13 protein-coding genes are annotated in these 15,459 nt (G+C 71.9%); 4 read left to right on the top strand and 9 right to left on the bottom strand.

Translation table 11 applies throughout. The annotated features are described in order from the left end of the window. Nucleotides 1-18 precede the first annotated feature (18 nt). Together KVF89_RS19075 and KVF89_RS19070 are read right to left on the bottom strand one after the other, a co-directional pair. Nucleotides 19-513, bottom strand: a complete 495-nt coding sequence (locus KVF89_RS19075) for a tRNA adenosine deaminase-associated protein (protein WP_257427740.1) — start codon at nt 511-513, stop codon at nt 19-21. Beyond that, nucleotides 510-2,846, bottom strand: coding sequence for a sensor histidine kinase (locus tag KVF89_RS19070; RefSeq protein ID WP_257427738.1), 2,337 nt, complete (start codon nt 2,844-2,846; stop codon nt 510-512). The genes KVF89_RS19075 and KVF89_RS19070 overlap by 4 nt, the downstream gene beginning before the upstream one ends. A gap of 290 nt (nt 2,847-3,136) precedes the next feature. Between KVF89_RS19070 and upp the strand changes: the two genes are divergently transcribed. The 3 genes from upp (at nt 3,137) to pntB (ending at nt 6,903) form a co-directional block, all read left to right on the top strand. Beyond that, nucleotides 3,137-3,781, top strand: a complete 645-nt coding sequence (gene upp, locus KVF89_RS19065) for a uracil phosphoribosyltransferase (protein WP_257427737.1) — start codon at nt 3,137-3,139, stop codon at nt 3,779-3,781. A 161-nt stretch (nt 3,782-3,942) separates the two neighbouring features. Further along, nucleotides 3,943-5,475: a Re/Si-specific NAD(P)(+) transhydrogenase subunit alpha gene (locus KVF89_RS19060; protein ID WP_257427735.1), complete on the top strand. Its 1,533-nt coding sequence runs from the start codon at nt 3,943-3,945 to the stop codon at nt 5,473-5,475. 3 nt (nt 5,476-5,478) lie between these two features. Continuing rightward, a complete protein-coding gene (gene pntB, locus KVF89_RS19055; RefSeq protein WP_257427734.1) occupies nt 5,479-6,903 on the top strand; it encodes a Re/Si-specific NAD(P)(+) transhydrogenase subunit beta in 1,425 nt (474 codons plus the stop codon). Nucleotides 6,904-7,024: 121 nt separating this feature from the next. Here the strand turns inward: pntB and thpR are convergent, their stop codons facing one another. The 7 genes from thpR to KVF89_RS19020 form a co-directional block, all read right to left on the bottom strand. After that, the gene (thpR, locus tag KVF89_RS19050; RefSeq protein WP_257427733.1) at nt 7,025-7,582 is read right to left on the bottom strand and encodes an RNA 2',3'-cyclic phosphodiesterase; all 558 of its coding nucleotides are present in this window, start codon (nt 7,580-7,582) and stop codon (nt 7,025-7,027) included. After that, nucleotides 7,582-8,316 carry a VIT1/CCC1 transporter family protein gene (locus KVF89_RS19045; RefSeq protein ID WP_257427732.1) on the bottom strand — a complete coding sequence of 245 codons (735 nt, stop codon included), beginning with the start codon at nt 8,314-8,316 and terminating at the stop codon, nt 7,582-7,584. Before KVF89_RS19045 ends, thpR begins: the two co-directional genes overlap by 1 nt. A 216-nt stretch (nt 8,317-8,532) precedes the next feature. Then, complete coding sequence (locus tag KVF89_RS19040) at nt 8,533-8,907, bottom strand: cupin domain-containing protein (RefSeq protein ID WP_257427731.1); 375 nt, start codon at nt 8,905-8,907, stop codon at nt 8,533-8,535. Then, nucleotides 8,904-9,668, bottom strand: coding sequence for an HpcH/HpaI aldolase family protein (locus KVF89_RS19035; protein ID WP_257427730.1), 765 nt, complete (start codon nt 9,666-9,668; stop codon nt 8,904-8,906). Before KVF89_RS19035 ends, KVF89_RS19040 begins: the two co-directional genes overlap by 4 nt. Beyond that, nucleotides 9,665-10,825 (bottom strand): amidohydrolase family protein, encoded by a 1,161-nt coding sequence (locus KVF89_RS19030; RefSeq protein WP_257427729.1) that lies wholly within the window; start codon nt 10,823-10,825, stop codon nt 9,665-9,667. The genes KVF89_RS19035 and KVF89_RS19030 overlap by 4 nt, the downstream gene beginning before the upstream one ends. An 85-nt stretch (nt 10,826-10,910) precedes the next feature. Then, nucleotides 10,911-11,735, bottom strand: coding sequence for a fumarylacetoacetate hydrolase family protein (locus KVF89_RS19025; protein WP_257427728.1), 825 nt, complete (start codon nt 11,733-11,735; stop codon nt 10,911-10,913). 189 nt (nt 11,736-11,924) lie between these two features. Continuing rightward, on the bottom strand, nt 11,925-14,057 hold the full coding sequence (locus KVF89_RS19020) for a cytochrome P450/oxidoreductase (protein WP_257427727.1): 2,133 nt from the start codon (nt 14,055-14,057) through the stop codon (nt 11,925-11,927). Between the two features lie 243 nt (nt 14,058-14,300). On the opposite strand from KVF89_RS19020, the gene KVF89_RS19015 reads away from it, so the two are divergent. Continuing rightward, nucleotides 14,301-15,410 (top strand): NDMA-dependent alcohol dehydrogenase, encoded by a 1,110-nt coding sequence (locus KVF89_RS19015; RefSeq protein WP_257427726.1) that lies wholly within the window; start codon nt 14,301-14,303, stop codon nt 15,408-15,410. Nucleotides 15,411-15,459: the final 49 nt, after the last annotated feature.

The raw sequence follows: 15,459 nt of genomic DNA, 5'->3' as shown, positions 1-15,459 counted from the left end.
CGACCGGGACCGGCGCCGTCACGCGGAGGTGAGGCCGACGGCGTCGTCGAAGAGGTCACCGAAGCCGAGGCCGCGGGCGATCTCGGACAGCATCTCGTCGGGGTAGAGCTCGTCGTCGTCGAGGATCGCGGCGAGGTCCATGGCGTTGACGCCGAGGTCGCTCAGCAGCTCGAGGTCGCCGGCGGGCTCGGGATCGTCCTCGTCGTCGACCGTCGGCAGCCCGAGGTGCTCGACCACGATCGCGGCCAGCTCCCACTCGGTCGCCGCGGTGACGTCGGAGAGCATCACCCGGGTGCGCGGTCCGGCGACGCGGACCACGACGAAGAAGTCCTCCTCGACCGCCACCAGGCCGACGGCACCGCCGTCGCCGGGGAACCGGCGCAGCGCACCGGCCAGGGTCTCGACGTCGACGGCGTGGTCGGGCGCCAGCTCGGCGACCCGCCACACGCCTTCCTCGCGGTAGGCGGCAAGGGCGAAGTCGACCGACTCGATGGCCGTGCCGCTAGCGGTCATGGGATCAAGCGTGACACGGTCCGGGGCGCAGGGCCAGAGTATTTCCCGGCGCGGCCGGCCCGGGGGCGCGCCGCGGCGGTGACCGTCCACGGGTCCTCGGCGCGCATCGGCCCGACCCGGACCAGCACCTGCTCGCCGTACCGCCGGATCTCGGGCTCGAGCTCGGGGTCCCAGTCGCGCTCGCGGGCGAGGTCGACGACCCGGGGGTCGTCGGCGACCAGCCGGAACTGCAGGCCCTCGCCCTCCTCGAAGAGGGAGACGATCACGGTGGCTCCCGGCGCGACTGCGGAGGTCGCCTCGACGAGGTAGATCCCCAGTGTCTCGGCGTCCGCGGCGGCGACGTCCCGGGTGCCGGCCCGGACCTGGAGGTCCACCCCTCGCTCACGGGCGGCCAGCAGCGCCTGGCAGAACCAGGCGCCGACATGGACCAGGTCGGGGGCGAGCAGGACCACCTGTCGCAGGTAGGTCTCCTCGCGCCCACTGCGCCGCTGCGCCTCCGCCGAGGCGGGATCCATCGACCCGCCGAGCTCTCGCAGCAGGTCGGTGGCGCTCGCGATCCCGGCCAGGCGCCAGCGCGCCCGGATCAGGGCGGCCGCCGCCTGGACCTCGGCCGCCTCGTCGGCGCGGACCGCCATCTCGTGCTCGCGGGCGCCCCGGGACGCGATCCGACGGAGCTGGTGGTTGAACAGGCACCAGCCCGCCAGCCAGACCAGCCCGGTGAGCAGGACGACCGATGTCGTGGCTCTGGCCGTCGGCGTGTCCGCGAGAACCAGCGCCGCCGTCACGCCCACCGCGACATAGGTCAGCACGCCGAACGCCACGGTCCGGATCGAGCGGGCGCCGGCCACGAGGATGAACAGCGGGCCGACCGGTGCCACCGCCTGCCACGCGAGGTTGTAGCCCATGCCGAAGTCGACACTGACTCCCGAGGCCAGGAAGGCGATCGGAGCGACCACCACCAGCGCGGCCGTGGCGGCACGGGTGAGACGCTCGCGTCGACGCCAGCTGCGCCACACCAGCCCCGTGCTGGCGACCACGAGAGCTGCCAGCAGGTAGTCCGGCGTGAGCTCGCCGGGATGGTTCGACGCACCGAGGACGACCCCGCCCGCCGCGACCAGCGAGGACATCAGGAGCGCGCCGATCATGCGGATCCGGTTGACGTCGCCGCGGATCTCGGCGGGCTCGTCCCCTCGTCCGGCTCCGGGGCGCCACACCATCTCCGCACGGACCCCCTCCCCGGGCGCCGCCTGGAGATCGAGGCTGATCCCCTCCTCGGCCAGCCGCGCCCGGACGGAGGTCGCGAGCCCTCGTTCCGGGGTGCGCGTCGGCGCGAAGCCGCGGCCGTGGTCACGGACGACGATCCGGATGCCGTCGCCCTCGTCGCGGATGTCGACGGCCGCCTCGCCCACGCCCGCGTGCTTCTCGGTGTTGGTGACCAGCTCGCCGATCGCACCGCCCAGCGCCGACCGTACGCCGACGGGGAGCTCCGTCCAGCGCGCGGCGAGTGCCGCTCCCGCGAGGCCGGGAAGCGAGACGTCGATCGACCGTCGCGCGAGCGGCTCCTCGGGCGACGCGGAGGCGGACGCCTCGCGTGCGGAGGCGCTGATCAGCCGCTCCAGGACGAGGGTGTCGGCGCGGCACCGGACCCGGACCGCCTCGACGTCCGCGACCGCCGAGCCCCCGCGGGCGACGGCCGCCAGGGTGTTGATCGCGGTGTCGTGGACCTGGCGCTGCTCCTCGGCCGCCCGGCGCAGGGTCGCCGTCTGGGTGTCGAGCCGCACCAGCGCGCGCACCGACGCATCGTGGTTCGCGTCGACCGACCGCGCGAAGCGCAGCAGCGGCTCCAGGCCGGGGCGACCGACGACGATGGCCAACGGTCCGGTCACCGCGGCCGAGATCGAGACCCGGACGCCGTAGTCCGGTGTCGCGACGCCCAGAACGACCGCCGCGAGAAGGCAGCACAGGATCGAGAGCACGAGGTCGGAACGGCGCCGCAGCAACAGCCCCTGGGCCACGGCGGCGAAGATGAAGATCTGGTAGGACGCCACCGCGAACGGGGTCGAGGGGCCGGCCGTCTGCGCCCAGTCGAAGACGAACACGGCGCACTGGAGCACGAAGACCACGCGGGCCGGGATCCGTCGGAGCACGGCGGCAGCGGCGGCGACGACGAGAAGGGCGACGTTCACGACGACCATGAGCGTGGGGTCCTGGTGGCGCTCGGGGCCCGCGAAGTACGCCGCGATCACCACCGGCGTCCACACCACGATGCCGCAGAGGAACGCCCGGCGGACCGCCTGCTGGAAGCTGGCGGTCGCCCACCCCCGAGCGACCACTCCCGCCTCCCCTCACCCGAACCTGTCGACCCGGGCGCCCGGAGGACCGGCCGTCGGCGGGGCATCAGCACGGTACCGGACATCGCGGCTGCGCTGATGCCCGCCCGTCAGCCGGTGACCGGCGACGGCACCAGAGTGGTGCGCCGGCCCGGCGGCGGCCCGAGTCAAGGCGCATCCCGTGAGGACCACGGCGACCAGGGTGACGACACCGACGAGTGCGAGGCAGGTACGGCGTACCCGGTCCGCGGGGATGGGACGGCCGCGCCGGCGACGGCACTAGGCTCCCGTGCATGCGCACCCTCGTCGTGGACCACCCCCTCGTCGCCCACAAGCTGACCGTGCTCCGCGACAAGGAGACCGACTCGCCCACCTTCCGCGCCCTGGCCGACGAGCTGGTGACCCTGCTCGCCTACGAGGCCACCCGCGACGTACGCGTCGAGCCGACCCGGATCGAGACGCCGGTCGCCCCGACGACGGGGACCCGGCTCGCGGCGCCGCGGCCGCTCGTCGTGCCCATCCTGCGGGCGGGCCTCGGCATGCTCGACGGCATGGTCCGGCTGCTGCCGACGGCCGAGGTCGGCTTCCTCGGGATGGTCCGCAACGAGGAGACGCTCGAGGCGACGACGTACGCCGAGCGGCTCCCCGACGACCTGTCCGGCCGCCAGTGCTACGTGGTCGACCCGATGCTCGCCACCGGTGGCACGCTGGCCGCGGCGATCCGGTTCCTGGTGGACCGCGGCGCGGACCACATCACCGCCGTCTGCCTGCTCGCGGCCCCCGAGGGCTGCGACCGGCTCGCGAAGGAGCTGGACGACCTGGACATCCCCGTGACGATCGTGACGGCGGCCATGGACGAGCGGCTCAACGAGAAGGGCTACATCGTTCCGGGCCTCGGCGACGCGGGCGACCGGATGTACGGGATCGCCGCCGGCTGACCGTCTGGCGCACGCCGGCGAGGCGCCCGGGTGAGGCACCTCGGCCCGGCCGGGCGCAAGCGGCATCCCCTAGACGTACGTCACACGTAAGACGCCCCCCGTAAGGGGGTGCGCCCTGTGTAGGTTGACTCGCGTTTATCCACAGAAGGGCTGGAGGCTCGATGCTGATCGGCATCCCGCGCGAGTCGAAACAGGGCGAAACCCTGGTAGCGGCGACCGCAAAGACCGTAACCCAACTGACCAACCTCGGCTACGACGTGATCGTCGAGTCGGGCGCCGGCGACCACGCCGACCAGCCCGACACCGCGTTCGCGGAGGCTGGGGTGCGGGTCGGGACGACCCAGGAGGTGTGGGCCGCTGACGTCGTCGTCAAGGTCAACGCCCCCACCGACGAGGAGATCGGCCGGCTCCGCAAGGGCGCCACGGTCATCTCGATGATGGCGCCGGGCCGCAGCCCCGAGCTGATCGAGAGGCTCCAGGCGCAGGGCGTGACGGCGCTGGCCATGGACGCCGTGCCGCGGATCTCGCGCGCGCAGTCGATGGACGTGCTGTCCTCGATGGCGAACGTCGCGGGCTACCGCGCCGTCGTCGAGTCGGCCCACGAGTTCGGCCGGATGTTCACCGGCCAGGTGACCGCGGCGGGCAAGATCCCGCCCGCCCGCGTGTTCGTCGTGGGTGCCGGCGTGGCCGGTCTCGCCGCGATCGGTGCCGCGTCCGCGATGGGCGCCGTGGTGCGTGCGTTCGACGTGCGTCCCGAGGTCGCCGAGCAGGTCGAGTCGATGGGCGCGCAGTTCGTCCACGTCGAGATGGAGCAGGAGGTCTCCTCCGACGGCTACGCCAAGGAGATGACCGAGGCCCAGGTCGCCGCGACCGCCGCGATGTACGACGAGGAGGCGCGTGCCGCCGACATCGTCATCACCACCGCGCTGATCCCCGGGCGCCCGGCTCCCAGCCTGCTCACCGCCGAGACGGTCGCGGGCATGAGGAACGGCTCGGTCATCGTCGACATGGCCGCGGCCAACGGCGGCAACGCCGCGGGCACCGTGGCCGACCAGCGGGTCGTCACCGCGAACGGCGTGACGATCCTGGGCTACACCGACCTCGCCGGCCGCCTGGCCGCACAGACGTCGCAGCTGTACGGCACGAACATCGTCAACCTGCTCAAGCTGCTGACCCCGGAGAAGGACGGCAACCTCGGCCTCGACTTCGAGGACGTCGTACAGCGCGGGATCACGGTCGTGCGCGACGGCCAGTCGACCTGGCCGCCGCCGGCCGTGCAGGTCTCGGCCGCTCCCGCCGCTCCCGTCGCCGCCGCTCCGGCCAAGGAGCCCAAGGCCCCGATGTCGGCCGGCGCGAAGGTCGGCTGGGTGCTCGGCGCGATCGGCGTGTTCTGGCTGGTCAACGCGCTCGCCCCGACCGACGAGCTGCGTCGCCACTTCACCGTGCTGATGCTGTCGATCGTGATCGGCTACTACGTCATCGGCAAGGTCGCCCACGCGCTGCACACGCCGCTGATGTCGGTGACCAACGCCATCTCCGGCGTCGTGGTCGTGGGTGCCCTCGTCCAGATCGCCACCGACGACACGCTGGTCCTGGTGCTGTCGGCCGTCGCGATCCTGTTGGCGTCGATCAACGTCTTCGGTGGGTTCGCGGTCACACGCCGCATGCTCGCGATGTTCAGCAAGGGAGCCTGATCCATGGACATCACCTCCATCACCGGTGCGGCCTATATCGTCGCGGCGCTGCTGTTCATCCTGTCGCTGGCGGGTCTGTCGAAGCACGAGTCGGCCCGCAACGGCCTGACCTTCGGCATCGTCGGCATGGCCGTCGCCCTCGTCGCCACCGTGGCCGCCGTCATCGACGTCAGCGAGTTCCTCGACGACCGCGCCGTGGTCATCGTCCTGATGCTCGTCGCCATCGCCGTCGGCGGCGCGATCGGACTGTGGCGCGCGAAGCTCGTCGAGATGACGGGGATGCCCGAGCTCATCGCGCTCCTGCACTCCTTCGTGGGTCTCGCGGCCGTCGCCATCGGCTGGAACGGCCACATCCTCGGCTCCCACGAGTCGATGGACAGCCTGGTCAACATCCACGAGGCCGAGGTCGCGATCGGCATCTTCATCGGTGCGGTCACCTTCACCGGCTCGATCGTCGCCAACCTGAAGCTGTCGGCGAAGATGAAGTCCGCCCCGCTCATGCTGCCGGGCAAGAACTTCATCAACATCGGCTCGCTCGTCGTGTTCGTGATCCTGACCGCGATCTACGTCTCGCTCGACACCCACGACAACACGTCGGCCGACATCCTGCTCGGCGTCCTGACCCTGCTCGCGCTGGCGCTCGGCTGGCACCTGGTCGCCTCCATCGGTGGCGGCGACATGCCGGTCGTGGTCTCGATGCTCAACTCGTACTCCGGTTGGGCCGCGGCCGCCTCGGGCTTCCTGCTCGGCAACGACCTGCTCATCGTCACCGGTGCGCTGGTCGGCTCCTCGGGTGCGTACCTGTCCTACATCATGTGCAAGGCGATGAACCGCTCGTTCATCTCCGTCATCGCGGGCGGCTTCGGCATCGAGGCCCCCGCGGGCGCCGACAAGGACTACGGCGAGCACCGCGAGATCCAGGCCGATGCCGTCGCCGAGCTCCTCGCCGGCGCCTCGTCGGTGGTCATCACGCCGGGCTACGGCATGGCCGTGGCACAGGCGCAGTACCCCGTCGCCGACCTGACCGCGAAGCTGCGGGCCAAGGGCATCGACGTCCGCTTCGGCATCCACCCCGTCGCGGGCCGCCTCCCGGGCCACATGAACGTGCTGCTCGCCGAGGCCAAGCTGCCCTACGACATCGTGCTCGAGATGGACGAGATCAACGACGACTTCCCGGACACGGACGTCGTGCTGGTCATCGGCGCCAACGACACGGTCAACCCGGCCGCGTCCGAGGACCCGACCTCCCCGATCGCGGGGATGCCGGTCCTCGAGGTCTGGAACGCGCGCGATGTGATCGTGTTCAAGCGCTCGATGGCCGCCGGCTACGCCGGTGTGCAGAACCCGCTGTTCTTCCGCGACAACAGCCAGATGCTGTTCGGCGACGCGAAGGACAAGGTCGAGGAGATCGTGCACCACCTCAACTGACCCCGGTCGTACGTCGAGGGCCCGGTTCCGCCAGCGCGGACCGGGCCCTCGGCGTGTCACGCGCCGCGGGGGTGCCGACAGCGGTCAGGTGGACGCGTGGGCGGCGTGGGGCAACAGCGGGCTAGAGCACGATCTCGGCGAGTGGCTCGTAGCGCGGCGTGCGGCGCGGCCCCTCGCCGAGGTGGGACGCGAGCACCTGGACGGACGCGAGCGGCCAGGCCGGCCCCGCGTAGGTCTCGAGCAGCCGGACCCAGCTGGTCAGCTCGGTCGACCGGCCGCCGGTGCGGGCGACGGTGACGTGGGGGCGGAACCGCTGGCCGTCGACCTCGATCCCGCAGGCCACCGCTGCGTTGCGGGCTCGGAGCGACGCCGTGGCGAGGTCGTCGGTGTCGCCGGTGACCCCGGTGGCGAGCACACGGCCCTCCGCGACGTTCGGGAAGGCGACGGCACCGGCCAGGGACAGCACCGCGGGCGGGAGATCGTCGAGAGCGTCGGCCAGCCGGTCGACGTACTCGTCGACCCGACGCTCCTCGGCGTCGGCCATGAAGGCGAGCGTGACGTGCAGCTGCTCGGGGCGGGTCCAGCGGAACGGCGCGGCCGCACGGCGGGGCTCGAGGAAGCCGTCGAGGTGCTCGACGGCCTCGACCGGGGGGACGACGGCGGTGAAGATCCGGGCCATCAGACCTGGGTGCCGACCAGCTGGCCGATGCCGTGGGTGACCGCCATGGCGAGCAGCCCGCCGATGACGTTGCGCAGCACCGCGCGGCCGGGCGAGCCGTAGCCGAACCGGGCGCTGAGCCAGCCGGTCAGGACGAGCGCCGCGACGACGGCGACGACGGTGACCGGGACCCGCGCGTCCGCCGTGACCAGGACGATGGTCAGCAGCGGCAGCAGGGCACCGACGGTGAAGGACAGCATCGAGGCGAAGGCGGCCCGCCACGGACTGGTGAGGTCGTCGGGGTCGATGCCGAGCTCGACCTCGGCGTGGGCCGCGAGCGCATCCTTGGCGGTGAGCTGCTGCGCCACCTGGAGCGCCAGGTCGGGATCGAGACCCTTGTCGACGTACAGGCCGGCGAGCTCGGCGAGCTCGTCGTCGGGGTCCTCCCGCAGCTCACGGCGCTCCTTGGCCAGCAACGCCTCCTCGGAGTCGCGCTGGGTGCTGACGGAGACGTACTCGCCGGCCGCCATGCTCATCGCGCCGGCGGCCAGACCCGCGATGCCCGCGACCAGGATGGCCGAGCGCTCGCTGGTGGCGCCGGCGACACCCAGCACGATGCCGGCCGTCGACACGATGCCGTCGTTGGCCCCGAGCACGCTCGCCCGCAGCCAGTTGAGCCGGTCGTTGAAGCCCTGCTCGTGGGGTTCGTCCTCGTGGGGCCCGATCCCCTGCCCTGTCACGTCCGCATCGACCACGCCCTCATGATCCCCCACGACGCGGCCCCGGCGCGATCGAGATCCCGCGACCCGGCGCAAACTGAACAAGCAGGGACGCCGACCCGGCGCAGATTGAAGTTCAATCTGCGCCGGGTCGCGCCATCTCGAGGTTCAATCTGCGCCGGGTCGCGCCATCTCGAGGTTCAATCTGCGCCGGGTGGCGCTGTCTCAGAGTTCAATCTGCGCCGGGTCGGGTCAGACCGGGAGCTCGAGCTTCTCCAGGAGGTCGGCGCGAGGCGGCACGAAGTAGTCGATGTTGACGCAGGGCCCCTCGGTCGGCTCGACATAGTGCTCGGCGCCCCGCGGGACGAGGAGGAACGACCCCGGACCCATCTCGTGCGGAGTCCCGGCCACGTGGTAGCGACAGCGTCCGGAGGCGATGAAGACCAGCTGGTCGAAGTCCTCGTGCGCGTGGGGGTTGAGGGTCATCCCCACCTGGAGCTCGTGGTGGGCGATGAGCACCTCGTCGGTGGCGAAGATCCGGCGCCGGACGCCGGGACGGATCTCCCGTTGGGGGATGTCGTCCCAGTTGACGACCTTGCCGAACAGCGACGGGTTGAGTGCGGTCACGCTTCCTCCTCAGGTACGACGGCCCGCAGGCCGTGGGCGAGCAGCTGCAGGTCCGAGCCGACGAGCACGTACGACGCCTCGGCCAGGCCCAGCCGGTCGACGTCGGCGAGGGCGCCGGCCCAGCCGCCGAAGGCCACGCCCGTCGCGACCGCCGCGGAGCGCACGGCGCCGACGGCGGCCGCGAGCTCGCCCGGCGCGGGCAGGCCGAGGCTCACGGCGAGGTCGGTGGTGCCGACGAAGGCGACGTCGAGGTCGCGGACCACGTCGGCCAGCGGCTCCTCGACGCGGGTCTCGATCTGCCCGACCAGGAGCGGCGGGTCGGCGGACTCGATGTGCAGGAAGTCCGCGAGCGGGACCGATCCGAAGCCCGCCGCGCGGTTGGCGAGGCTGACCGACCGGGTGCCCGCCGGCGCGAACCGGCAGGCGTCCCGCAGCCGGGCGGCCTCGGCCGCCGACCGCAGGGTGGAGAGCTGCAAGCCGGCGGCGCCGTTCTCCAGGAGACGCGCGACAAGCGGCGCGTCGACCACCGGCAGCCGCACCAGTGCGGGGATCCCGCACAGGGCGGCGTGCCGGACCAGGCCGATCGCGTCGTGCTCGGTGAGCGTCGAGTGCTCCAGGTCGACCACCACGAGGTCGAGTCCGGCGCGCCCGGCCAGCTCGACGACGTCCGGCGAGGCGAGCTTGACGAAGGTGCCGACCTGCCGGCGACCGCTCGTCAGCCCCTCGCGGACCTGTCGCCGCAGCTGGTGGACCGTCCTCACGCCGACACGCCACCTCGCCACGGCGTGCTCTCGACGAGCGCACCGTCGTGGACGACGGTCGTCGGCTCGAGGCGCGGTGCGACGATGGTGTTGCCGGCGGCGTCGGGCAGCGTGACCTCGCTGGTCTCGGTGAGCACCGTGACGTTCGCGCGGCCGCCGACCTCGAGTCGCCCGTAGCCCTCGGACTCGAGGCCCAGGACGTGCGCCGGTACGACGGTCGCGCGGCGGATGCACTCGTCGAGCGGGGCGCCCAGCGCGCGCAGCTTGGAGATGCTGGTGACCAGGTCGAAGACCGGGCCGCGCCAGTTGCGGGCGCTCGTGTCGGAGCTGAGGATGTCGGGCAGGAAGCCGTCGGCGATCGCGCGGCGCGCCACCTCGAAGGACAGGTTGCTCTTGCCGTGCGCGGAGTCGAAGAGGACGCCGCGCTCGCGGGCCGCCATCACCCCGGGCAGGACGGTGCCGTCCTCGGCGAGGATGCCGTGCGGCTTGCCCGTGTAGCAGTGGGCGACGATGTCGCCGGCGCGCAGGTAGTCGAGGACGGCGGGGACCGGCTCCTCGGTCTCACCGATGTGCACCATCAGCGGGAGACCGGCCTGCTCGGCGAGGCTGACCGACTTCTTGAGCAGCGCCTGCCAGTGGTGGCCGACGACGTCCTCGGAGAGGCGGATCTTGAAGCCGCGGACGATGCCCGGGTGGTTGGCGGCCGCCTCCAGCGCGTCCTCGACGACGAGGGTGTCGGGGTTGAGCAGCTCGCCGAAGCGGAAGTCGATGAGGCCCAGCACCGAGACGTTGAGGAAGTTCACGACGCGGATCTTGTTGGCGTCGACGACGACCTTGCGGAAGGCGTCGAACGTCGAGGCGCCCGCGGTGCCGGCGTCGGCGACCGCGACGACACCGCGGCGCAGGTGGGCCTCGTCGGCGGGGGCGCCGACCTTCGAGACGTCCTGGAAGATGTGGCTGTGGCCCTCGACCAGTCCGGGGACGACGGTCGAGCCGCTGCAGTCGATGACCTGGGCGCCGTCGGCGGCGAGATCCGGGCCGATCGCGGCGATCGTGGTGCCGCTGACCGCGACGTCGGCGCGCTCATTGCGCCCCGAGGCGGGGTCGAGGACGGTGCCGCCCTTGAGAACGAGGTCGTACCCCTGCTTGTCGGACATTCTGCTGGCTCCTTGTGAGGTCGTGGCTGGGCCGGAGGGAACGGGCGGATCCGGGTCGGATCCCCCGAGGGTTGGGCGATTCGGCTCAGCCGGTCGACGCGCCCACGGTGGTGACGAGCGGCAGCACCGGGCCGACCTCGATCCGGATGCGGTCACCCGGTGCGAGGAAGAGGTCGAGGTCCTGGCCGGTCCCGGCCGGCGTGCCCGTCAGGACGACGTCGCCCGGCTCGAGCGCGGCGTACCAGGAGATCCGGGAGACCAGGTCGGGGATCGCGAAGATCATCCCCGCGCTGGTGTCCTCCTGGCGCAGGTCGCCGTTGACCCACGTCCGCACGGGGATCGCCTCGGCGTCCGCCAGCTCGTCGACGGAGCAGACCGAGCTGCCCAGCGGGTTGCACCCGGGGAAGCTCTTGGCGAGGGTCGGCGTCGCCGTCCGGCGCATCACGTCGCGAGCGGTCATGTCGTTGGCGGCGGTGATGCCGGCGACGGCGGGCCACACCTCGCCCGGGGCGGCGCGGTGGAGCCGGCTGCCGATGACGACGGCGATCTCGCCCTCGTAGTCGAGCTGCTCGGTGGCGTCCGCCGGGAACGCGACCTCCGCGTCCGGCGAGAGCATCGCCGAGGACGCCGCCAGGTAGAGGATCGGCTCGGTCGGCAGGTCCCGCCCCGCCTTCGCGGCCTTGGAGCGGTAGTTGAGGCCGACGCCCCACATCGCCCGCGGCCGGCCCAGCGGCGCGAGCAGCCGGGTGCCGTGGATCGGGACGCGACCGGTGACGGCGCAGTCGTGGAGACCAGCGAGCGAGCCGGTCGCCTCGACGACCGCGCCGAGATCGGGGAACGGGGTCGCGAGGAGGGCGATCTCGTCGCCGTCGACTCGGCCGATCCCGTGTTCGGTAGTCACCGCATGCATGACGGTCATCTTTTATTGCGAGATGGCATCATGTCAAGCGATACGCATGCGAGACGGCAGGGGCGTAGCACCAGAAGCCTCTCAAGGCCCAGAACCCGCCTGGGGACAGGGTTTTCGGGCAGCACGAACACCCGGCACCGGGTATCCGGTGCCGGGTGTCGCGTGGGTCAGATCACGCCTGTCGCTCGCCTACAGGTCGAGGACCAGCTTCGGCGTGCAGGACCGGCTGACGCAGATCATCATGGAGCGCCCGGTCGCCTGCTCGGTCTCGCTGAGCACCTCGTCGCGATGGTCGGGCGTGCCTTCGAGCACCCGCGTCTCACAGGAGCCGCAGAAGCCCTTCTCGCAGTCGTAGGCGATGCCGGGGACCGCCTCCCGGATGACCTCGATCAGCCGCTTGTCGACAGGTACGTCGACGGTGACTCCCGAGCGCCGGAGCTCGGCCCGGAACGGCGTGTTGCCCTCGGTCGAGGTCAGCCGCGCCTCCATCTCGTCACTGGCGGCGAACCGCTCGACATGGAGGTCGGCACGGCGGCCGAGCTCGTCGCAGATCCGCTGGACCTCCGCGATCATCGCGCCGGGGCCGCAGCAGTAGACGGCGGTGCCGGGCGGGGTGGCCGCGATCGCGCCCTGGAGGTCGGGGAAGCCGTGCTCGTCCTGGGGCACCAGGTCGACGTCGATGCCGGGCAGGGCGCCCAGCTCGTCGGCGAACGCCATCGTGGCGCGCGAGCGGCCGCCGTACACGACGCGGGCGGGTCGGCCGCGCGCGGCGAGCGAACGGGCCATCGCCAGGATCGGCGTGACCCCGATGCCGCCGGCGATGAGCAGGTGGCCGTCGGCGTCGACGAGCGGGAAGTGGTTGCGCGGACCGCGGACGGTCAGCTCCCGGCCCGCGACCGCGATGTCGTGCAGCTCCTCGGAGCCGCCGCGGCCGTCGCGCTCGCGCAGGACGGCGACCCGGTACGACGAGCGATCGTCGAGCGCGCCGCACAGCGAGTACTGCCGCAGCCGGCCGGAGGGCAGGCGCACCTCGAGGTGGGCACCCGGCTGCCACCGCGGCAGAGCGCCGCCGTCGGTCGCCCGGACGGTGACGGCGAGGACGTCCTCGGCGACCAGGTCGGCGGCATCGAGCACGACCTCGTAGGTCTCGTTGCCGTGGCTCGCCCCGTGGAACTGGTCGATCTGGTCACCGACCCGCGGGCCCGGCGTGAAGGTCGCGGGGATGACGTCCCAGCCCATGTGGTTGCCGCGCGAGGCGTAGCCGACGACGTTGTCGCGGTCGACCCGGTAGTCGGGCAGCCGGGTGAGGACCTGGTGGATCATCTCCTGGAACATGGCGCGCGCCAGGTGCGCACCGGGGCAGCGGTGGGTGCCGATGCCGAAGGTCAGGTGCCGGCTGGCGTCACGGTCGAGGCGGACCTCCTGCGGCTCGCTGAACACCTCGGGGTCGTGGTTGGCAGCGAACCAGGGCACGAGCACCCGCTCACCCGCCTTGACCGGGCAACCGCCGATCTCGGTGTCCGTGGTCGTGGTCCGCGACATGGCGGTCACCGAGCCGTAGCGGCGCAGGAACTCGTCCGTGCCGTCGATGAGCAGGTCCGGCGCGTCGATCAGCTGCTGGCGCAGCTCGGGGTGCTCGTCGAGGTGGACGAGGACGGAGCCGGTCAGCGAGGTCGTGGTGTCGACACCGCCGGTGATGGCGATGCCGATCACGGAGAACAGCTCGGCGTCGGTGAACTCCGAGCCGTCGGCCTTGCGCTCCTTGAGGAGGAGGCTGATGACGTCGTCCTGCGGGGCTGCCCGGCGCTCGGCGATGAGCTCGGCCAGGCGCTTCTCCATGTAGGCCATGCCCTCGTAGGCACGCTGCGCACGCTCGCTGCCCGGCTCGGAGGTGAAGACGTCGTGGATCGGGCGACCGATCCGCATCCAGTCCTCCTCGGGGAAGCCGATCCAGTCGAGGGTCACCGCGCTGGGCAGCGGGTTGGTCAGCACCTCGACCAGGTCGACGCTGCCGGACTCGATGAACTCGTCGACGATCCGGGAGGCGTGCCGCGCGATCATCGGGCGCAGCCCGTCGACGGCGGCCGGCGACAGGATCAGGTCGAGGAGCCGGCGGTACTCCACGTTGTCCGGCGGGTCCAGCTCGAGCGGCTGCTGCATGTTGCCGCCGAACGGACCGCTCGGGATCACGATGGCCGTTCCCTCGAGGTTGCCCGCCGCGCGCGTGGAGGAGAACAGCGCGTCGTTGCGGGCGACGTGGAAGACGTCGGCGTAACGCGTCAGATAGACGTAGCCGTTCTCATGCGCATCCGACCTGCCCACCGGACACTTGTCTCGGAACGCCGCGTAGTAGCCAACGATGTCATCGCGGCATTCGGGCGAGTGGTGGTCGAATTTCTCGTAGGTTGACATACCCCGTCCTCATCGGCCGTACCTCTGTGAGCGAACTCTCAAGCGAGGGTAAACCGTCTCGCAAGGCGAGTCAACGTCTCGCATTGCGCAATCAGGTCACGTCCCTTACCGTCTGGTTGACAGCACCTGCGAGGACACGAGAAGGATCTGCTCATGCGAACCAGAGGCGCGATCGTCCGGACGGCTCCCGGCCCCTACGAGGTGGTCGACCTGGAGGTCTCCGACCCCGCCGAGGGCGAGGTCCAGGTCCGCCTGGCCGCCGCCGGCCTGTGCCACTCCGACGACCACATCGCCGTCGGCGACTCCCCCGTCGCGATCTATCCCTTCGCCCTCGGCCATGAGGGCGCCGGCGTCGTGACCAAGGTCGGTCGCGGCGTGAGCGACCTCGCCGAGGGCGACCACGTCATCTTCTCCTTCCTGCCCGCCTGCGGCCGCTGCCGCTGGTGCGCGAGCGGGATGCAGAACCTCTGCGACGAGGGCGGCAAGGTGTGGATGGCACCCGAGGTGCCCCGCATCCACCTCGCCGACGGCGGCGCCCCGGTCGGCCAGATGTGCGGTGTCTCCGCCTTCGTCGAGACCACGACCGTCGACGCCCGCTCCGTCGTCAAGATCGGCGACGACCTGCCCCTCGACAAGGCATGCCTCGTGGGCTGCGGCGTCGCGACCGGCTGGGGCGCGGCCGTCAACTCGGGTGCCGTCCGGCCCGGCCACATCGTGATCGTGATGGGCATCGGCGGCATCGGGATCAACGCCGTCCAGGGCGCGGTCCACGCCGGGGCGACCACGGTCATCGCGGTCGACCCCGTCGAGTTCAAGCGCGACGAGGCCAAGCGCTTCGGTGCCACGCACGCGTACGCCACGATGGCCGAGGCCGCCGAGATCGCCCGCCAGCACAGCAACGGCCAGGGGGCCGACTCGGTCATCGTCACCGTCGGCGTCGTCAAGGGCGAGCACGTCGGCGAGGCCTTCTCGGCCATCCGCAAGGGCGGCACCGCCGTCGTCACCGGCCTCGGCAACAACGCCGACATCGGCGCGCCGATCAGCCTCACCGAGCTCACGCTCTACCAGAAGCGCATCCAGGGCTCGCTGTTCGGCCAGTGCAACCCGACCGCCGACATCCCGGCGCTGCTCGACCTCTACCGCGCCGGCGTGCTCAAGCTCGACGAGATCGTCACCCGCACGTACGCGCTCGACGAGATCGGGCAGGGCTACGAGGACATGCACGCGGGACGCAACCTGCGTGGGGTCGTCCTCTTCGACTGAGGCACACCCACCACCGGCCGTGCCCGGACCGCAGTCGCGGTCCGGGCAC

Source organism: Nocardioides carbamazepini, from assembly GCF_024614185.1.
GTDB classification, from domain to species: Bacteria; Actinomycetota; Actinomycetes; order Propionibacteriales; family Nocardioidaceae; genus Nocardioides; species Nocardioides carbamazepini.
Note: the sequence above shows the minus strand (reverse complement) of the source record. Positions and strands in the feature narration are given on the sequence as shown.